General features: G+C 68.4%; 15 protein-coding genes. 4 read left to right on the top strand and 11 right to left on the bottom strand.

The annotated features are described in order from the left end of the window. Positions 1-173: 173 nt before the first annotated feature. Positions 174-1502 carry an MFS transporter gene (locus QSK18_RS18025; RefSeq protein ID WP_285620845.1) on the top strand — a complete coding sequence of 443 codons (1329 nt, stop codon included), beginning with the start codon at positions 174-176 and terminating at the stop codon, positions 1500-1502. Positions 1503-1535: 33 nt separating this feature from the next. On the opposite strand, the gene QSK18_RS18030 is transcribed toward QSK18_RS18025, so the two are convergent. Beyond that, positions 1536-1847, bottom strand: coding sequence for a hypothetical protein (locus QSK18_RS18030; RefSeq protein WP_285620848.1), 312 nt, complete (start codon positions 1845-1847; stop codon positions 1536-1538). An 846-nt stretch (positions 1848-2693) separates the two neighbouring features. On the opposite strand from QSK18_RS18030, the gene QSK18_RS18035 reads away from it, so the two are divergent. Beyond that, positions 2694-6842, top strand: a complete 4149-nt coding sequence (locus QSK18_RS18035; RefSeq protein WP_285620851.1) for a bifunctional nitrate reductase/sulfite reductase flavoprotein subunit alpha — start codon at positions 2694-2696, stop codon at positions 6840-6842. A gap of 53 nt (positions 6843-6895) precedes the next feature. Here QSK18_RS18035 and QSK18_RS18040 read toward each other — a convergent pair whose 3' ends face one another. Continuing rightward, positions 6896-7750: an SDR family oxidoreductase gene (locus QSK18_RS18040; RefSeq protein ID WP_285620854.1), complete on the bottom strand. Its 855-nt coding sequence runs from the start codon at positions 7748-7750 to the stop codon at positions 6896-6898. A 126-nt stretch (positions 7751-7876) separates the two neighbouring features. Here QSK18_RS18040 and QSK18_RS18045 point away from each other — a divergent pair, with 126 nt between their 5' ends. Further along, positions 7877-8278, top strand: a complete 402-nt coding sequence (locus QSK18_RS18045) for a winged helix-turn-helix transcriptional regulator (RefSeq protein ID WP_285620857.1) — start codon at positions 7877-7879, stop codon at positions 8276-8278. 25 nt (positions 8279-8303) lie between these two features. Here the strand turns inward: QSK18_RS18045 and QSK18_RS18050 are convergent, their stop codons facing one another. Genes QSK18_RS18050 through QSK18_RS18060 form a run of 3 tightly spaced genes read right to left on the bottom strand, consistent with a single transcriptional unit; the run spans position 8304 to position 11007 of the window. Beyond that, positions 8304-8855 carry a hypothetical protein gene (locus tag QSK18_RS18050; protein ID WP_285620860.1) on the bottom strand — a complete coding sequence of 184 codons (552 nt, stop codon included), beginning with the start codon at positions 8853-8855 and terminating at the stop codon, positions 8304-8306. Between the two features lie 12 nt (positions 8856-8867). After that, positions 8868-10160, bottom strand: a complete 1293-nt coding sequence (locus QSK18_RS18055; RefSeq protein ID WP_285620863.1) for an NtaA/DmoA family FMN-dependent monooxygenase — start codon at positions 10158-10160, stop codon at positions 8868-8870. A 4-nt stretch (positions 10161-10164) separates the two neighbouring features. Beyond that, positions 10165-11007 (bottom strand): LLM class flavin-dependent oxidoreductase, encoded by an 843-nt coding sequence (locus QSK18_RS18060; protein ID WP_232809847.1) that lies wholly within the window; start codon positions 11005-11007, stop codon positions 10165-10167. 47 nt (positions 11008-11054) lie between these two features. Between QSK18_RS18060 and QSK18_RS18065 the strand changes: the two genes are divergently transcribed. Then, on the top strand, positions 11055-11735 hold the full coding sequence (locus tag QSK18_RS18065) for a nitroreductase family protein (protein ID WP_285620873.1): 681 nt from the start codon (positions 11055-11057) through the stop codon (positions 11733-11735). Positions 11736-11916: 181 nt separating this feature from the next. Here QSK18_RS18065 and manD read toward each other — a convergent pair whose 3' ends face one another. The 6 genes from manD to QSK18_RS18095 all read right to left on the bottom strand — a co-directional run bounded on the left by manD (position 11917) and on the right by QSK18_RS18095 (position 17957). After that, a complete protein-coding gene (gene manD, locus QSK18_RS18070; protein WP_285620876.1) occupies positions 11917-13143 on the bottom strand; it encodes a D-mannonate dehydratase ManD in 1227 nt (408 codons plus the stop codon). Between the two features lie 15 nt (positions 13144-13158). Further along, entirely contained in the window at positions 13159-13971 is an 813-nt protein-coding gene (locus tag QSK18_RS18075; protein ID WP_232809844.1) for a carbohydrate ABC transporter permease, read from the bottom strand. Then, the gene (locus QSK18_RS18080) at positions 13968-14855 is read right to left on the bottom strand and encodes a carbohydrate ABC transporter permease (protein WP_232809843.1); all 888 of its coding nucleotides are present in this window, start codon (positions 14853-14855) and stop codon (positions 13968-13970) included. The genes QSK18_RS18075 and QSK18_RS18080 overlap by 4 nt, the downstream gene beginning before the upstream one ends. Next, the gene (locus QSK18_RS18085) at positions 14855-16141 is read right to left on the bottom strand and encodes an extracellular solute-binding protein (protein ID WP_285620881.1); all 1287 of its coding nucleotides are present in this window, start codon (positions 16139-16141) and stop codon (positions 14855-14857) included. The genes QSK18_RS18080 and QSK18_RS18085 overlap by 1 nt, the downstream gene beginning before the upstream one ends. Before the next feature lie 114 nt (positions 16142-16255). Next, positions 16256-16993, bottom strand: coding sequence for a FadR/GntR family transcriptional regulator (locus tag QSK18_RS18090; protein WP_232809841.1), 738 nt, complete (start codon positions 16991-16993; stop codon positions 16256-16258). Positions 16994-17195: 202 nt separating this feature from the next. Further along, the gene (locus QSK18_RS18095; RefSeq protein ID WP_285620886.1) at positions 17196-17957 is read right to left on the bottom strand and encodes an SDR family NAD(P)-dependent oxidoreductase; all 762 of its coding nucleotides are present in this window, start codon (positions 17955-17957) and stop codon (positions 17196-17198) included. Positions 17958-18030: the final 73 nt, after the last annotated feature.

An 18030-nucleotide genomic window follows, 5' to 3' on the forward strand; every position in this document is an offset into this window, starting at 1 on the left:
CAAGGTCACGAGGTAGCGAAGGCCTCCCCTGCACGTAATTCAGCTCGCTGGAGCTCGCTTCCCACCTCCCGAAGTGCATATGTGCACTTCCGGAGCAAGCCGGTTCGGTTCTGCTGAGCCGCGTTCTGCTCTAGGGTCTGCCCGGTCGTTGCCTGACTCCCGGGGGTAGTCGAATGCGATACCTACAGCTCCTGCGTAACCGGAGCGTCCTGGCGCTCTGGCTCGGCGAGCTCATCAGCGTCTTCGGAGACCGGTTCTTCACCCTGGCCCTGGCCTGGACGGCCTGGGAGAAATCCGGTGCGCTCGCCCTGGGCATCGTGGTCATCGCCGAGGCGGTCCCGCACATCCTGATCGGACTGTTCGGCCGCAAGCTGGTCGCACGGGTGGCCTCGTTCCGCGCCCTGGCCGGGATCGAGGCCGCGCAGATCCCGGTGATCGCCGCGATCCCCTGGCTGTGGGACAGCCTGGGCCTCGCCGGGATCATCGTCGTCATCGTGATCATCGGGACCGCGGATTCACTGAGCGACCCGGCCCGGGCCTCGCTGGTTCCCGAACTGGTGCCCGCCGAGCAGTTGCGGGCCGTCACCGGGCTAATGGACGTGACCGGCCGATTGACGTGGATTCTCGGCCCTGGTGCAGCCGCGGCGCTGCTGGCCGTGGTCTCGACCGATGCGTTGTTCCTGATCGACGCTGCGACCTTTGCCGTGTCCGCGCTGGTGCTGCTCTGGCTGGCCCGGCGCGCACCCGAGACCGTCGTGAAACCGGATACCCCCGAGGCAAGCACCGAGGGCCGTGCCGCTGAGGCGGCCCCGACCGCCCGCACTGTCGCACGCCGGTACCCGGTACTGGCGTGGGCGGTGGCCGTCGACAGCCTGGGCCAGGCGTTCTACGGCGTGATCTCGGTCGGGGTGCCTGTCCTGCTGACGGTGCAACTCGGCCTGGGCGTACAGGCGTTCGGGGTGGTCCTGATGGCCTCCGGCCTCGGCGCCGTCCTGGGAAACCTCGCTGTCGGCAACACTCCCGCCCCAGCACCAGGGCGCTGGCTGACGGTTCTCTGCGCAGCCTGGATCGCCCGCGGCATCGTCCTGGTCGGTTTCGCGTTCGCCGGATCACTGGCCGAGCTGCTGATCCTGTCGGCCGTGGCTTCGGCCCTGATGCCGCTGGGCGACGTCACGCTGGGCACGCAGCTCGGGCAGCTTCCGGGCCCGGACCGCCTGAGGGCGATGACGGTCTACACAGCGGGCCTGGACATCGGGTGCATGGTGAGCATGGCGGCCCTACCGCTGCTGGTCTCAGCCTCAGTCGGTGCCGCGTTCACGACGGCGGGCCTGGTGGTCGCTGCAGCAGCCGGGGCCCTGCTGGTCCTGACGGCGAGCACGCAGAAGCAGCACGGTGTGCCCGGAGGGCTCGCGGACGTGCCGCACCCGCTCCAGAACGAGACCGGCCTCGACGAGCAGCCCCGACCAGGCCGTGAGGGAGTGGGCGTAGTAGATCACCGGTAGCCGCTGCCCCTGGGACGAGGCGTAGACGGCCGATCAGAGGTATTCGCTTGCCCTCATAAGTTTATCGGCGGCCGCCTCGAGGCGCCGAGCATCCAAGACTTCGGCGGCGTTCGACAGTTGGCGAGCGGTCTCACTCAAGTTTGTTGAACTGAAGATCTCAGCGGCCTCCATCAGCCGCGATGCAGTGCTTCCATCCAATGAAGGCGTTTCCCGCAGCACATCCACGATTTGTTTCAGTTCTTGAGCGGTGCCCTCAGTGACTGTTCCAGTCTTCTCGAGACGTTCCGCAATAGCCTCCAGCCTCTCCAAAGGAGGGGTGAAGACGCTTGCCAGCAGCTCGTCCAAGTCGTCTTCTCTTAGAGTTCCCAAGGCCGCCAGAGGTTTCGCGTTAGATCCTTCATGAGCTTTCTTCCAAGAGAAAAGCATGGCTGGGGGATAAAGCTGTTCCCCGGTCTTACGATCATCGACCTCACCATGATGTGGCAAACAGAGCAGGAGTAGGTTGGCGAACGAATCACGCTGACTGTCCGACAAGTCTTTCCGGAAACGAGGAGCCGTTGGCCTGACCCCATAGATGTGCGAGACTTGAGCATTCTTCCGGTACACAGATTCCCGCACCTCAGTCATGACGGGCGCACTGCAACCGGGCGCATAGCACGTACCGTTACTAAGCACCCATAGCGCCGCCTCGGTAGCAGCAGGAATGTTTTTCCGTTGACCGGGCATAAATTCTCCTTGATGACTGAGCCCAAGATCTAGACAGTCGAATGGGCGGCGCGCAGACCGTCAGCGCACACCGTGTAACTGTCTTCCGGGCGCATTAGTTTTCGCACAGCCGTGGCACGACTGGCGCCGGGAGGGTTTTAAATATCGGGACCCCATGCTAAGGATCGACGCGGCTCCACATGTTGTCGGATCCCGCAGGCCTTTGGTCCGGGAAATCACTCGGAATGTCAGCCCCGCTACAACTCACCTGATTGTCTCGCGGCCGGGTCTCCCGCTTCAACCAATCCATGGGTCTATGGTCCACATGAGCCAACCACACGACGCAACGGTGGGGGCATGGTGCGTACTCATACGTGGGACCGCGTCCGCCAACCTCTCCGAGCCCCAACCCCGCCGTGAGATGTCCTTGACGTCCTGTTCACCACAGCAACACGGCTCGCAACACACGGTTGCAACGATCAGCCGGTGCCTGATCCGAACGCTCCTGCCCCCACCGGCCGGCCACCGAGCCGCACGCAGTGCTCGTACTGCGGGGTGGGCTGCGGGGTCGTCGCGCAGACCGGGGTACGACCGGACGGGCGGCCGGTGATCACCAAGGTCAGCGGGGACAAGGCGCACCCGGCGAACGCGGGGCGGCTGTGCACCAAGGGGGCCACGCATGCGGACCTGATGACGGCCGACGACGACCGGGCGGTCACCGCGTACCGCCGCACGTCACGGCAGGCGCCGCTGGAGCCGGTGGACGTCGACGAGGCCGTGCAGGCGGCGGCCGATGGCCTGCGGCGGATCGTGAACGAGCACGGGCCGGACGCGATGGCCCTGTACGTGTCGGGGCAGATGTCGATCGAGGCCCAGTACCTGGCGAACAAGCTGGCCAAGGGCTTCCTGCGGACCGTGCACATCGAGTCCAACTCCCGCCTGTGCATGGCCAGCGCGGGCACCGGGTACAAGCAGAGCCTGGGTGCGGACGGCCCGCCCGGCTCGTACGACGACTTCGACCACGCCGACTTGTTCCTGGTCATCGGCTCGAACATGGCCGACTGTCATCCGATCCTGTTCCTGCGGATGGCTGACCGGTTGAAGGCGGGAGGGCGCCTGATCGTGGTCGACCCGCGCCGCACCGCCACCGCCGAGCGCGCCGACCTGTTCCTGCAGATCACCCCGGGCACAGACCTGGCCCTGCTGAACGGCCTGCTGCACCTGCTGGTCCTGGAGGGCCAGATCGACGAGGCGTTCATCGCCGAGCACACCCAGGGCTGGGAGGGGATGCCGCAGTTCCTGGCCGACTACCCGCCGCAGCGGGTCAGTGAGATCACCGGGATCCCCGAGGCCGACCTGCGCACCGCGGCCGCGTGGATCGGTGAGGCCGGTGAGTGGATGACCTGCTGGACGATGGGCCTGAACCAGAGCACCCACGGCACCTGGAACACCAACGCGATCTGCAACCTGCACCTGGCCACCGGGGCGATCGGCCGGACCGGCAGCGGGCCGATGTCGCTGACCGGCCAGCCCAACGCGATGGGCGGCCGCGAGATGGGTTACATGGGCCCGGGCCTGCCCGGGCAGCGCTCGGTGCTGTCGGCGGCCGACCGGGCGTTCGTCGAGGAGCAGTGGGGGCTGGCGGCCGGGACGATTCGCACCGAGGTCGGGCCGGGCACGGTCGAGTTGTTCCGGCAGCTGGGCGAGGGAACGATCAAGGCCTGCTGGATCATCTGCACCAACCCGGTCGCGAGCATGGCCAACCGCAGCACCGTGATCACCGGGCTCGAGGCCGCCGAGCTGGTCATCACCCAGGACACCTACCGGGCGACGGCGACCAACGACTACGCCGACATCGTGCTGCCGGCCACGCTGTGGGCCGAGTCCGACGCCGTCATGGTCAACTCCGAGCGCAACCTGACCCTTCTGTCGTCGTCGGTTCCGCCGGCCGGCGCGTCCCGTCCCGACTGGCAGCTGATCGCCCAGGTGGCGAGCGCGCTCGGCTTCGGTGAGCAGTTCAGCTACGCCTCGAGCGAGGAGATTTTCGACGAGATCCGCCGGTTCTCGAACCCGAACACCGGCTACGACCTGCGCGGGGTGACGTACGAACGGCTGCGGGAGTCTCCGGTGCAGTGGCCCTGCCCGCCGGAAGGTCCGGCCCGCAACCCGATCCGCTACCTCAATGACGGCGTCAGCCAGACCCTGCACGTCGGCCCGGACGGCGTCGCCCCGCGCCTGGCGTTCGCGACCCCCTCGCGCCGGGCCGTGTTCCACGCCCGGCCCCACATGCCCGCCAAGGAGATGCCGGACGACGACTTCCCGCTGGTGCTGACCACGGGACGCCTTCAGCACCAGTGGCACACGATGACCAAGACCGGGAAGGTGGCCAAGCTCAACAAGCTCAACCCCGGCCCGTTCGTGGAGATCCACCCCGACGACGCCTCCCGGCTCGGCATCGCCGACGGTGATCAGGTGGAGGTCGCCTCCCGGCGGGGCCGCGCGGTCCTGCCCGCGGTGGTCGACGATCGGATCCGCCCCGGCTGCTGTTTCGTGCCGTTCCACTGGAACGACGAGCACGGCGAGTACCTGGCGATCAACGCCGTCACCAACGACGCCGTCGACCCCGACTCCCTGCAACCGGAGTTCAAGGCCTGCGCCGTCGCCCTCACCCGGATCCCCACCACCCCCGCGCCCGCACCAACCGTGGAGCCCGAAACCCATCCCCTGGCTGCCGCACTGGGACTCACCACACTGACCCCGCCGCAACTGAGCGACCGGGAGCAGCTCTACCTGAGCGGCTTCCTGACTGCCCTGACGCCAGCTGCGGTCGCCGAGCGGGTTCCCGTTCTGCCCGACGGCGCGCCCCTGAGCCAGCCGGTGCGCCTGTGGGTCGACGGCCTGCTCGCGGGCACCTACTCCCGACTGCCCGACCCACGCCCGGCCCACACCGAAGCCGTCCCCGAAAGCGTGCCCACAAGCGTCCTCAAAACCACTGTTGAGGCCAATCCGGCTGCGGCCACGATTCTCTGGGCCTCGCAGACCGGGAACGCGGAGGACTTCGCCGCGCGGGCAGCCGAGCAGTTCGCCACCCGCACCCTTTCCACCCGTGTGATCGAGATGGATGCCGTTGACGTCGCGACTCTTTCGTCGAGCGGGACGCTGCTGCTGGTGACCAGCACCTTCGGCGACGGCGGCCCGCCCGACAACGGCGCCGGCCTGTGGAGCGCCCTGGCCGCCGCGGACGCCCCTCGCCTCGACGGCGTCCGCTACTCGGTGCTCGGGATGGGCGACTCGGCCTACGACAACTTCTGCGGCCACGCCAAGGCCCTCGACGCGCGCCTGAGCGAGCTCGGCGCGGTCCGGATCGCCGAGCGCGTGGACTGCGAACCCGACGACGAGGAACAGGCAGAAGCCTGGCTGGATCGCGTCATCGACCTTCTCGCCGCCCGGCCGAACACCAGCCCAGCGCGGACCGAACCGCGCATCGCGCCGTCGCCCACCCGCTCGCCCGGGGCACTGGGAACCCGGGCCAATCCCGTCATCGCCCACCTCGTGACCAACGACGTCCTGTCCGGGCCCGGCTCCGGTAAGGAGGTGCGCCGGATCGGCCTCGCCCTGACCGACGAGAGCGTGACCTACCGGGCCGGGGACGCCCTCGGCGTGCTCCCGACCAACCACGCCGAGCACGTCCACGACTGGCTGCAGGCCACCGGCCTCGACGGCAACCACACCATCGAGGTCGACGGCCAGCATGTGCGACTGTTCGAGGCCCTGCAGACCTCGTTCGACATCAGCCGGATCAACCGGGAACTGCTGCAGTTCGTCGCCGGGCACAACAGCGACCCAGCCCTGGCCCACCTGCTACGCAGGGACAACAAGGAACAGCTGGAACGCTGGCTGTGGGGCCGGCACGCCGTGGACCTGTTGCGGCACTTCCCGGTTCAGCGGCCCATGACAGACTGGCTCGGCGTCCTGCGGCGCCTTCAGCCCCGGCAGTACTCGATCTCCTCGACCCCGCTGCACGACCCCCACCGCGTCGAGCTGACCCTCTCCGTCGTCCGGTACACCAACGAGGCGGACGAGGCGCGCGGCGGGGTCTGCTCGACCTACCTGGCCGACCGGGCGGGCGACGAGCCCGTCCCCGTGTACGTGCAGGCCGCACCCGGCTTCCGCCCGCCCACGGCCTCGTCCACGCCGATGATCATGGTCGGGCCAGGGACGGGTATCGCCCCCTTCCGCGCCTTCCTGCACGAACGCCGCGAGCTCGGCCACACCGGCCGCAACTGGCTGTTCTTCGGCGACCAGCACCGCGACAGCGACTTCTACTACCGCGACGAGCTCCAGCAGATGTTCAGCGACGGCTTTCTCACCCGCCTCGACCTGGCCTTCTCCCGGGACCAGCGCCAGCGCATCTACGTTCAGCAGCGCATGCAGGAACACGGTGCCCAGCTGTGGAAGTGGCTCGAGGACGGCGCCCACTTCTACGTCTGCGGTGACGCCACCCGGATGGCCCGTGATGTCGACCAGAGCCTGCTCGAGATCATCCGTGGGCACGGCGGTCTGAGCGAGGACGAGGCGCAGGAGTACCGCAAGAAGATGATCACGGAACGTCGGTACGCCCGGGACGTCTACTGAGAGCGGGCCGAACAGCACTCGACGCGCTCAGGAGGGGGCAGCGCGTGAGCCGGTCAGCTGAGCGCGGCCGCGATCGCCTCGGCAGGAGTCACGGTCGCCCGTCCGATCAGCCTTCTCAGATCTCCGGATTCGGTGTACAACTCGTCGTGGCTCATGGCGCGGTCGGCGTCGGACAGGACGCCGGCCAGATCGGCGGGCACGCCCGCCTCGGTCAGTGCCCGGGCGAACGCCTCGACCGGGAGATCCATGTACTCGATCTGCTTCCCGGCAGCGGCCGAGATCGCCGCAGCCAGCTCCGTCAGGGTGAAGGCCTCGTCCCCGCCCAGCTCGTACGTCTGGCCGACGTGGCCGTCGGTGCTCAGCACGGTGGCGGCGGCCTCGGCGTAGTCGGCTCGGGTGGCGGCGCTGATCCGGCCCTGGCCGGCGGCCCCGAAAAGCACTCCACCGGAGAGCACCTGGGACAACTGGACGGTGTAGTTCTCCAGATACCAACCGTTGCGCAGCATCACATAGGGAATGCGCTCGTGCAGGTACTGTTCCGTCGCCCAGTGGGTGGGAGCGAGAACGCTGCTGGACGTGTCCGCGTGCAACATGCTGGTGAACGCGACCATGGACACGCCCGCCGCGACCGCGGCGTCGATGGCGCGCCGGTGGTTGGCGACGCGCTCGCTCGGGGTCGTGGTGGAGATCAGCAGGAGCTTGTCCGCACCCTCGAAGGCCGCGGGCAGACTGTCGGGCTCGGCGAAGTCGGCCCGGCGGACCTGGACCCCGCGGTCGGCGAAGTCCTTGATCCGGGTGATGTCGCGACTGGTCGCGACGATGTCGGCAGCCGGCACCCCACGGCTCAGCAGCGCCTCGACGGTGAGCCGGCCCAAGTTGCCCGAAGCGGCAGTGACCACGATCGACATGATGATTGTCCTTCCCGCCGCGGACGTTCCCCGGCGCAAACCCACGATGACCTGGTCGCTCTCTTATGGTAAGAACGAACTTCGAGGTAAGGTGGCCACCCGGGCGAAAGGATCGAGGTGAGGCGCGTGACAAGTACCGAGAACGTGAGCGAGCGCACATCGTCCTGGGATCCCTACGCCCGCGGCTGCCCCTCGCGCGACCTGCTCGACCAGATCGGCAGCAAGTGGGCCGTCCTCGTGCTGGGCGAGCTCGGCCGGCGCGGGGCGTGCCGGTTCACGCAGCTACGCCAGGAGCTCGAGGGCATCAGCGAGAAGATGCTCACGCAGACGCTGCGCACGCTCGAGCGCGACGGACTCCTCGTGCGTACCGTGTACCCGGAGGCGCCGATCCGCGTGGAGTACGAGCTGAAACCGCTGGGCCAGACCCTTCGAGGTCCTCTGAAAGCCCTCACCGAGTGGTCGGTGCAGCACATCGAGGACGTGGTCGACGCCCGCGAGGCGTACGACGACCGCACCAGAAAACGTTGAACTGCCTCTTATATGAGGAGTTTTCTCAGAGGGTGGCCTCGCTGTCCGCGGTGTCCAGGTCGACGATGCGGTTGGCCAGGCGGCTGGGCTGCATCACGGTGACGATCAGCATGGCCGTGAAGAAGACCGCTGCGACCAGCCACCAGGGCGAGCTCAGGAACGCCATGGCGACGTAGACGAGAATGAACAGGGCGAAAACGGCCAGCGAGCCGGTGCGTTGGCCCTCGAGCTCACTGAGCTGTTGCCGGCCCACCCGAAGGGCGGCCTGACGGATACGGGGATCGGCCGGAACGGGTCCCCGGCGGGCGGCGCGGACGGCCTGGCGCAGCTCCGCGGGATCGTCCAGCCCGGCTGCACCGATCAGGGCCGCGTTCTTGTTCGCGATGAAGTGGCTCATGAAGAAGCCGAAGAACACGCCGCCGACCACACCCCCGACCACGGCACCGACGAAACGGCCCGCGCCCTCCCCGGAACCGCTGGAGAAGAAGGCGGCGAAGACGGCCATGAAGGTCCCGAAGAGGGTCCCCTGAAACAGGCCGAGCTTCCAGCGGGGTGCTCCGACGAGCCATGTGCGCATGCTCAAGATCTTCTAGGGCGTGGCGTAATGTCGCATGTCCAGGTTCGCGCGCAGCGTGTTCCCGGCATACTCCGCCGGATACACGCCACGTTCCTGCAGTGCGGGGACCAGGAGCTCCACCACGTCGTCGAAACCGTGCGGCACACCGTTCGCGACCAGGTTCAGACCGTCGATCGCCCCGGAGCGCACGTAGTGCGCCAGGCGGTCGGCCACCTCTCCGGGCGTGCCGACGAAACCACCGCCCCGGTTCAGGTGCAGCACCAGCTGACGGATCGACCAGCCCTTGCCCTCGGCCAGGTCCCGCCAGGCCCGGGCGGTGGCCACCGGCCGGTCGCTGCTGTTGACCACCCCGTGCGTCACCGTCTGTTCCGGTGTCACCGGATCGCTCGCCGGTAGCGGGCCGTCCACGTCGTAGGCGGACAGGTCTGTGCCCCAGACACTTTCCAGCACGGCGAGGATGCGCCGGTCGCTCCAGGTGGCTCGCTCGAACTCGTCGCTGCGTTCCTGGGCCTCCTGCGCGGTCTCGCCGAGGGTGATCCGTGCGCCTGGGAAGATGCGAAGGTGTTCACGGGTCCGGCCCTGGGCCTGGACCCTGCGGGTGAGGTCCTGGGCGAAGGCCAGGGCGGAGTCGAAGTCGAGGTAGCGGGAGAAGATGGCCTCGGCGTGCTGGGCCGCGAAGTCGCGGCCCTCGTCGGACTCGCCGGCCTGGAACAGCACCGGCTGCTGCTGCGGGTGCCGTTCAGCGAAGGGCCCGGCCGTGATCCGGTAGAAGGGGCCCTCGTGCTCGACCCGCTCCCCCGCCCACAGCCGCTGCACGATCTGCAGGTACTCCAGGGCGTGCCGGTAACGGTCGGCGTGGCCGAGATAGCCTCCGCGGCGGAAGTTCTCGCCGGTCCAAGCATTGTGGGTGGTCACCAGGTTCCAGCCCGACCGCCCGTGGCTGAGGGTCTCGAGGGTGGCGATGCGGCGGGCCAGTTCGACCGGGTCGGTGTAGGTGGCGTTGACCGTGGCGACCAGCCCGATCCGGCTGGTCAGGGCGGCCAGGTGAGCGAACAGGACCAGCTGGTCGGGGCGTCCGGTGACCGCCGTGTCGGTGATCCGGCCCAGATGCTCGCGCAGCCGCTGGCTGTCGCCGAGGAACACGGCGGTGAACAGCCCGCGTTCGGCGGTCTGCGCCAGCTGGGCGAACCCTTCGAACTCGTAGTAGCGCTCGGGCCGGTCCACTTCGTTCCACCGGTAGATCGGGCCGAACGGGAAGAACGCGTTGAGATGGATACGTGCTTGAGGACGTGCGTACTCGCCCATCGGGTCACCTCTCCTTTCGGTTCTGGCTGGCCGGGCGCGGTAGTCCGAGCTTCTGGCGCAGAGTTTCCGCGGCCACAGGAACACCGGGGCGTCCCAGTTCCCGTAGGACGTTCTCGCCGAACACGTTGCGGGGATCGTCGGCTCGCACCAGCACGCCGTCGACGTGACCGTCCAGGGTTCGGATGTCGTTCACGTCACTGGTTTCCGCAAAGACTCGAGACGTCGTCCGATCTGCCTGTTCGAGCGTCTCGACCAGAACAACGTCCACGTCTGGGATCTGGTCCTTGTGCCGGGCCAGCACGACGACCTGCCCCTGCACCGGCCGGGGCATCAGCGCCGGACCCCGGATCCGGAAGAACTCGTTCTCGACGTCGACGTAGTGGATCTTCCCGGCGTCCAGGAAGCGTCCCGTGTCCAGGTCGGCGATCAGGGCCTCGTCCTCCCACGAGTCCCACAACCGCCGCGCCGTCTGCACGACGGCCTCGCTCTCCCGCTGGGCGGTGTCCGGATCGGGCACGCTCGTTGAATAGGCCTGGCTGCGCTGGGAAGTGCGGTCCGTGCTCACGAACCAGCCGGCCCGCCCGTGCGTTCCCCAGTCCAGGCTGGCGAACTGGTTGGCCAGGTGGAACGGCTCGGCATGGGTCGCCGCGGCGCCGGCCACCAGGGCGATCGAGCGGGTGTGGGCGGCGGCGAAGGCCGCCGCCTCGATCGGGCTGAGCGGTGCGCCGGCGTCCTCGAACAGCACGAAGTCCAGGCCGGCCTGCTCGGCGAAGCGGACCTGCTCGATCAGCAGATCCGGATCGGACGGTGCGACGGTGACGCCGAGAAGCATTTTCCGATCGACCATCTCAGTCCTCCCCCCCTGCACGCCGCTTTGCCCTATCGTCGAACGGCATGACCGCTTCCAGCGAATCCGGCTCCCCCACAGGCGATCCCCACAGCCTCTCGGTTCTCGACGCCCTGCACTCGACGCCGTCACGGCGTTACCTCTCCGACCGCCCGATCCCGGACGACGTGCTGTGGGCCGTACTCGATGCGGCCACCCGCGGCCCCTCGGGCGGCAATCGCCAGTCCTGGGGCTGGGTGGTGGTCACCGACGCCACGATCAAGGAGCAGGTGGCCGCCCGGTACCGGGACGGCTGGGACCGGGCCTACGGCTCCCGACGCGAGGAGGTGCTGAACGCGCCACCCACCGATGCGGGGATGAGCCCGGCCACCTACCGGGCCGCCGAGCACCTGGCCCACCACCTGCACGAGGCTCCCGTGTGGGTGATCCCGGTGCTGCGGCAGGCCGCCGGCTCCACCAACCCGCGACTGGGCTCCTCGATCTACGGCGCGGTGCAGCAACTGCAGCTGGCCGCCCGCGCCTACGGCATCGGCAGCACCCTGACCACGTTCCACGTCGCCTACGAGAGTGAGATCGGCTCACTGCTGGGCCTTCCCGAGGACGCCCTGACCATGGCCCTGATCCCGCTGGGCTACCCCGCCCGCGGGCGCTGGGCCCAGCCGCGGCGTCTGCCGGTGGAGCAGGTCGTGCACTTCAACCGCTGGGGCGAGTCCCGCCCACGCACCTGAGACACGCTGTGCTCCTTCGTGATCCGGTGATGAGCGAACCGCCGCTGCGGACAACCGGTCACGATCGTAACCAATACTCTACAAAATGACTAGACTTTGTCGTCCGGTCCAGGCTCCCGCGCCGTCCGGCCAGTGGTGACGGCCGGACGGCGCAGTGCGATGTGGTGCGGTGCGGCTGGGCTCACCAGTCGTGAATGGTGCCGTCCTGCAGGCGGTTGATGGGCAGATAGGCCGGCTGGTACGGGTGCGCGGCGGCCAGTTCCTCGTCCAGTTCCACCCCGAGTCCCGGCTCCGCGCCCGGCAGCAGGTGGCCGTCCTCGAAGACGTAGCTGTGCCGGAAGACCTCGTTGGTCAGCGGGGTGTGCCCGGAGTACTCCTGGATACCGAAGTTGTGCACCGCGATGTCGAGGTGGATGGCGGCGGCCATGCCCACCGGCGAGATGTCCTCCGGCCCGTGGATCGCGCTCTTGATCTGCCGGGTCGCGGCGTAGGAGAACAGCTTGTGCATCGGGGTGACGCCACCGAAGTGCGTGACCGCCGAGCGGACGTAGTCGATGAGGCGTTCGTCGATGAGCGTCTGGTAGTCGTAGACGGTGTTGAACACCTCGCCGATGGCCAGCGGCACGGTGGTGTGCTGGCGCACCATCCGCAGGCCCTGCTGGTCCTCGGCCGGTGTGCAGTCCTCCAGCCAGAACAGGTCGTACGGTTCGATGCTCTGGCCCAGGCGGGCGGCCTGCTGCGGGGTCAGGCGGTGGTGGGAGTCGTGCAGCAGCGGCAGGTTCGGGCCGAACTCGTGGCGGACGGCCTCCAGCACCGTGGGCAGGTGGCGCATGTAGGCGCCGGTGTCCCAGTCCTCCACCACCGGCCGGACCCGCGCGTCCACCCGCTGCCCGTCCACCGTCTCGGCGATCGCGGTGCCCGAGTGCACGCCGTAGACGGTCTCCAGGCCGGGAACCCCGGTCTGCACCCGCACGCTCTTGTACCCCTCGGCCAGCCGCGCCCGCACCGAGTCGAGCAGTTCGGGGATGTCACGGCCGTTGGCGTGCCCGTAGGTACGCACCCGCTCCCGGGAGGCCCCGCCCAGCAGCTGGTACAGCGGCTGCCCGCACACCTTGGCCTTGATGTCCCACAGGGCGACGTCCACCGCGGCGATGGCCGCCATGGTCACCGGCCCGCGCCGCCAGTACGCACCCCGGTACAGCGTCTGCCAGGTGTCCTCGATGCGGTGCGGATCCAGGCCGATCAGCAGCGGGACGACGTGGTCGCGCAGGTACGACACGACCGCCAGCTCGCGGCCGTTGAGGGTGGCGTCGCCCAGACCGGTGACCCCCTCGTCGGTGGTGATCTTCAGGGTGACGAAGTTGCGTCCCGGGCTGGTCACGATGACCCTGGCGTCGACGATCTTCATAAAGGCAGGCCCCTTTCAGCCCTTGGTGGCGCCGGCGGTCAGGCCGGCCACGAGGTATTTCTGGCCCAGGACGGCGGCGATCAGCACCGGCACCGTCATCAGCGTGGCCGCGGCCATCAGCCCGCCCCAGTCGGTGGAGGCGTAGGAGATGAAGTTGAACAACGTCACCGGCATCGTCTTGGTGTTCTCGTCCGAGAGGATCAGCGCGAACATGAAGTTGTTCCAGCTGAAGATGAACGCCAGCACGCAGGCGGTGGCGGTGCCCGGCGCGGCCAGCGGCAGGGCGATGCGCCGGAACGCGCCGAACGCGCTCAGCCCGTCGACCCGGCCGGCCTCCTCCAGTTCGATCGGCAGTCCCTCGAAGAAGCCGATCATGATCCACAGGATCAGGGGGACCGAGACGAACATGTGGCTGAGCACCAGCACCGTGTACGAGCCGACCAGCCCGATCTGGGCGAACAGGTAGTACCAGGGCACCAGCAGCGAGATGGCCGGCACGATCCGCGCGACCAGCACCAGCGAACCGGTCGAGTGCATCCGGAACCGCCCGACCGCCCATGCGGCCGGCACCGCGATCAGCGCCGAGAGCACGGTCGAGACCACGCCGACCAGCGCCGAGTTGCCCAGCGAGCGCACGATCTCGCCGTCGGCGAGCACGTTGCGGAAGTTCTCCAGCGTGGGGCTGAAGACCAGGCCCACGCTGGGATCGGTGACCTGGACGTTCGTCTTGAACGCGGCGGCGATCATCCAGACCACGGGCATCGCGATGATCAGGCAGACCACGGTGATGGCCAGCGCCCGAAGCGCCGTCCAGTACGAGCGTTTCATGCGGAGGCCTCCCGGGAGCGGCGTCGCAGCAGCACGACGACCCCGACGATGAACAGGGTGAAGAGCACCAGCACGGCGGCGGCCAGGCCGTACTCCTGGTAGTCGAAGGTGAGCCCGTACGCGTACACGTTGAGCGTCTCGACCTCGAAGTCCGAGCCTCCGCCCGGGCCCTTGGTCGCGTAGAGGATGTCGAAGGTCTTCAGGGCGTCGACCGCGCGCAGCACCAGCGCCGTCATCAGCGTGGTCATCAGGCCCGGCAGGATTACGTACCGGAAGCGCTGCCAGGCGTTCGCGCCGTCCACCTGGGCTGCTTCCTCGGGATCCTGCGGCAGGGTGCTCAGCCCGGCCAGCAGCAGCAGGGCCATCATCGGCGTCCACTGCCACACGTCGATGAGCATCAGCACCGGCAGCGACTGGCTGACCGACCCCAGGAACTCCTGCGGGGCGATCCCGACGGAACCGAGCAGGTGGTTGGCGATGCCGTTGGTGGGGTCGAGGATCAGCAGCCACAGGATGCCGATCGCCACCGGGGTGGCCAGCAGCGGAACCATCAGGATCGAGCGGACCACCCGCATGCCGCGAAAAGGCTTGCGCAGCAGCATGGCGATGGCCAGGCCGAGGATGGTCTCGATCAGGACGGCGCCGACCGTGAAGTACAGGGTGCGCCACACCGCGGGCCAGAAACGCCGCCCGTCGCCGAGGGCGTCCAGGTAGTTCTGCCCGCCGTTGTAGCCCTTGCCCGCGTTGACGGCGCCGAAGGCATCGGTCAGGGAGAGGTTGAGGGTGAACAGCAACGGGAAGATGATCATCGCGCCGACGAAACCCAGGGCCGGGGCCAGCATCAGCCAGCGCAGGCGCCGGTTGGACCTGTCGAAGCCGGACATCAGAACTCCTGCTGACGGTTGTCGCGGACCAGGAAATCGGCGAACTCGGCATGGGCGTCGGCCGCGACCGGGGCCACGTCCTCACCGATGATTCCCGCCACCAGCGGGCGTCCCACGATGTCGCGGGCCCGTCCCACCTGGATGACCTCGGGACGGTCGTGCCCGATGCCGTTCTCGGCGTTGATCCGCATCGCCTCGGCCAGGTCGGCCGGGAAGGCGGTGAGCGTGTCGGGGTCGTCCCAGGCCGATGTGCGGGCGCCGGGGATGCCGGCCGCCTGCAGTTCGGTGACCATCTGCGCACCGGAGATCCACTCGATGAACTGCCAGGCGTCCTCGCGCAGCATCGAGAACTGGTTGATGCCCACGCTCCAGGACGGGATGTTGTGCGGCCGGGACCCGGCCGGCCCGGCCGGGAACGGCGCGAACCCCACCTGCTCCTGGACCGTCGAGATGGCCGGGTCCAGGAAGTTGGAGTAGATCGCGTCGGCGTCGATGTAGAAGGCGGCCTTGCCCTGGGCGAAGATCGGCATGGCCTGTTCCAGGCTCATGTTGGTCGCACCGGGCGGCCCGGCCCGGTCCAGGAGCTCGCCGTAGAAGCGGTAGGCGGCCACCGCCTCCGGCGATCCGATGCCCGAGCCTCCTTCGGCGGTGGTGAAGTCCCCGCCGAAGGAGTACAGGAAGCTGGACCACTGGGTGACGGCGCCGCTGCGCTGACCCCGCCCGACGTAGCCGAACAGCTCGTCGCTGGTGAGCCGGAACGCCTCCTCGCGCAGCGCCTCGAGGGTGGCCGGTGGGCCCTCGACCAGGTCCTTGCGGTAGTACAGGGCCGGGCGCTCGGTGACCACCGGCACGCTGAGCACCTTGTCGCGGGTGATCGAGCGTTCCCGGGGTGCTTCCTGGAAGTCCGCCCATCCGAACGCCGTGTCCCCGACCAGGTCGCTGAGGTCGGCCAGCCAGCCGTTACGGGCGAAGAGCAGCTGGTCCTGCAGCGGCCGGACCATCATCACGTCGATGTCCTTGGCCGATGCGTTCAGCTTGACGTTGTAGCTGTTGGAGAGCTGGTCGGCGGTGAGCATCTGCATGCTGACCCGTCGGCCGATGCGTTCCTCGAACTCGGGCAGCCGCTCCTGGACCGCCTGCGACCAGACGTGGTTGATCGCGGAGATGCGTAAGGGGGTGTTGGCGCCGGGCGTGCTGCGGCCCCCGCAGGCGGACAGCGCCGCAGCGCCCACCCCTGCGGCCAGCAGTCGCCCGAAAGCGCGCCTGTTCAGGTCTGTGCCAGACATCGTCGTCCTTGCCGTCGACTCACTCGAAGCTCTGGTCCAACTGGTAGTACCAGTTGGACCAGTTGGACGGTAGCAACGCAGCGACGAGGGCACAAGACGGTCGGCGCAGCCCTCTCAGGCCTGACGCAGGAGGCGGTCGAGATGACGGGTGGCCATCACGTCCAGGCTGGTGTCCAGGTCCGCGCCGTACGTGCGCAGCCCCAGGGCCAGGTGCTCGTGCATGTGCGAACGGGCCCGGGCCACGTCGTGCTCGATGATCGCGTCCAGGATCTCGGCGTGGTGCGGCACTCCCGGCTCACCGATCGCCGGATCCGAGTTCGAGCGCAGCATCATCTCGAACATCGGGCCCCCGATCGAGGACAGCATCACCTGTAGCACCGGGTTTCCGCTGGCCGCCGCGATCGCGTCATGGAACGCCAGGTCGGCCCGAGCCTTCTCGGCCGCGTCCGGAGCCTGCAGCACCCGCTCGTGGGCCCGGTTGAGAACCTCGATCTCCGCCTGGCCCGCGCGCTCCGCCGCCAGACCGGCGATCTCCACCTCGACCGGCAGACGGGCCTCGATCAGCTGCCGCACCGTCGGCCGCGCACCGGCGAACGGCGAGCGGTCCCCCTGCGCCGTCACGTACGACCCGCGCCCCGGCTGCACGTCGATCAGATGCTGCGCCTCCAGCCGGCGCAACACCTCACGCACCACGTTGCGGCTGGCCCCGAAGCGCTGCGCCAGCTCCCGCTCACTCGCCAGCTTGGTACCGACGGCCAGCTCGCCCTCGCGGATCTCGTGCTCCAACTGCCGGGCGATGCGCTCGGTCAGCAGACCGCGCACGGCCGGGCGGAAGGAATCGTCGGAGGACATGCCTGAAGGATAGAGACTCAGAATTCACTGAGGGGTTCCGCGGTGGCCGCCGGCGTCCATCCCGTCGAGATCAACCTGACCAACCGGCTACCGGCCCGAGCGCAGGTGAACTCTCGTACGACGTGGCTCGACGCACTCCGCGCGCAACCACGGACTTCGCCCGACGGTGGCAAGCCCACCCCATCCCCGTCAGGGCCCCCTACTAGCGGGCACCCAGCATCTTGGCCGCCAGTTCGTTGTAGACAGATCGCGGCGCATCAGAAAGCGCGGTCTTGGCGTCGAGCGCCAGCTGATCGCCCAGCACCTCCGGCGCACCGGTCTCCAGCCCGTCGAGGGCCGCCTTGACGATCAGTTCCGGAGCGGTGATCACCGGTTCCAGAACGCCTTTGCCGGCCACCTGGTCGGCGAAGGCGTTCATGGAGCGGGTGCCAGCCATGCCGAACACCAGGCTGGTGACCTGGGTGCCCTGCCCGGCGAGTTCCTCGCGCAGGGCGTTGGTCATGCTCCAAAGTGCAGCTTTTGAGGCGGCATACACGTTGAGGCCCTGAAAGTTCGACCAGGACAGCGCCGAGAGCACGTTCAGGATCGCCCCTCCGGAATCCGCACGAGCGAGCACCGGGGCAAACTCCCGGATGACCCGCAAGGTGCCGAACACGTTCGTGTCGAACACCCGCCGCATCGCCTCGATGTCACCGTGCAGCAGGTCACTTCCGGCTTCGAAGTGCGCCGCGTTGTTGATCAGGACGTCGACGTCGGCGGCAACGGCTGCCGCCTCGGCGACGGTGACGCTGTCGGTCAGGTCCAGGTGCAGCACCTCGACGCCGGGCACGTCGATGAGCTCGGGGCGCCGGGCTGTCGCGTAAACCTTGGACGCGCCTCGTAGGACCAGCTGCTGGGCGAAGAAGTGCCCGAGGTTGCCGACCCCCACACCCGTCACCAGAACCGTTGCTCCCTGCAGCTTCATGGTCTTCTCCTTGATGTTCAATACCGGCCCCACTCAAGGTAAAGAGGCCGTTCGCACCGGACCATGTCCGGAT

This window comes from Kineosporia sp. NBRC 101677, assembly GCF_030269265.1.
In the GTDB taxonomy this organism is placed as follows: Bacteria; Actinomycetota; Actinomycetes; order Actinomycetales; family Kineosporiaceae; genus Kineosporia; species Kineosporia rhizophila.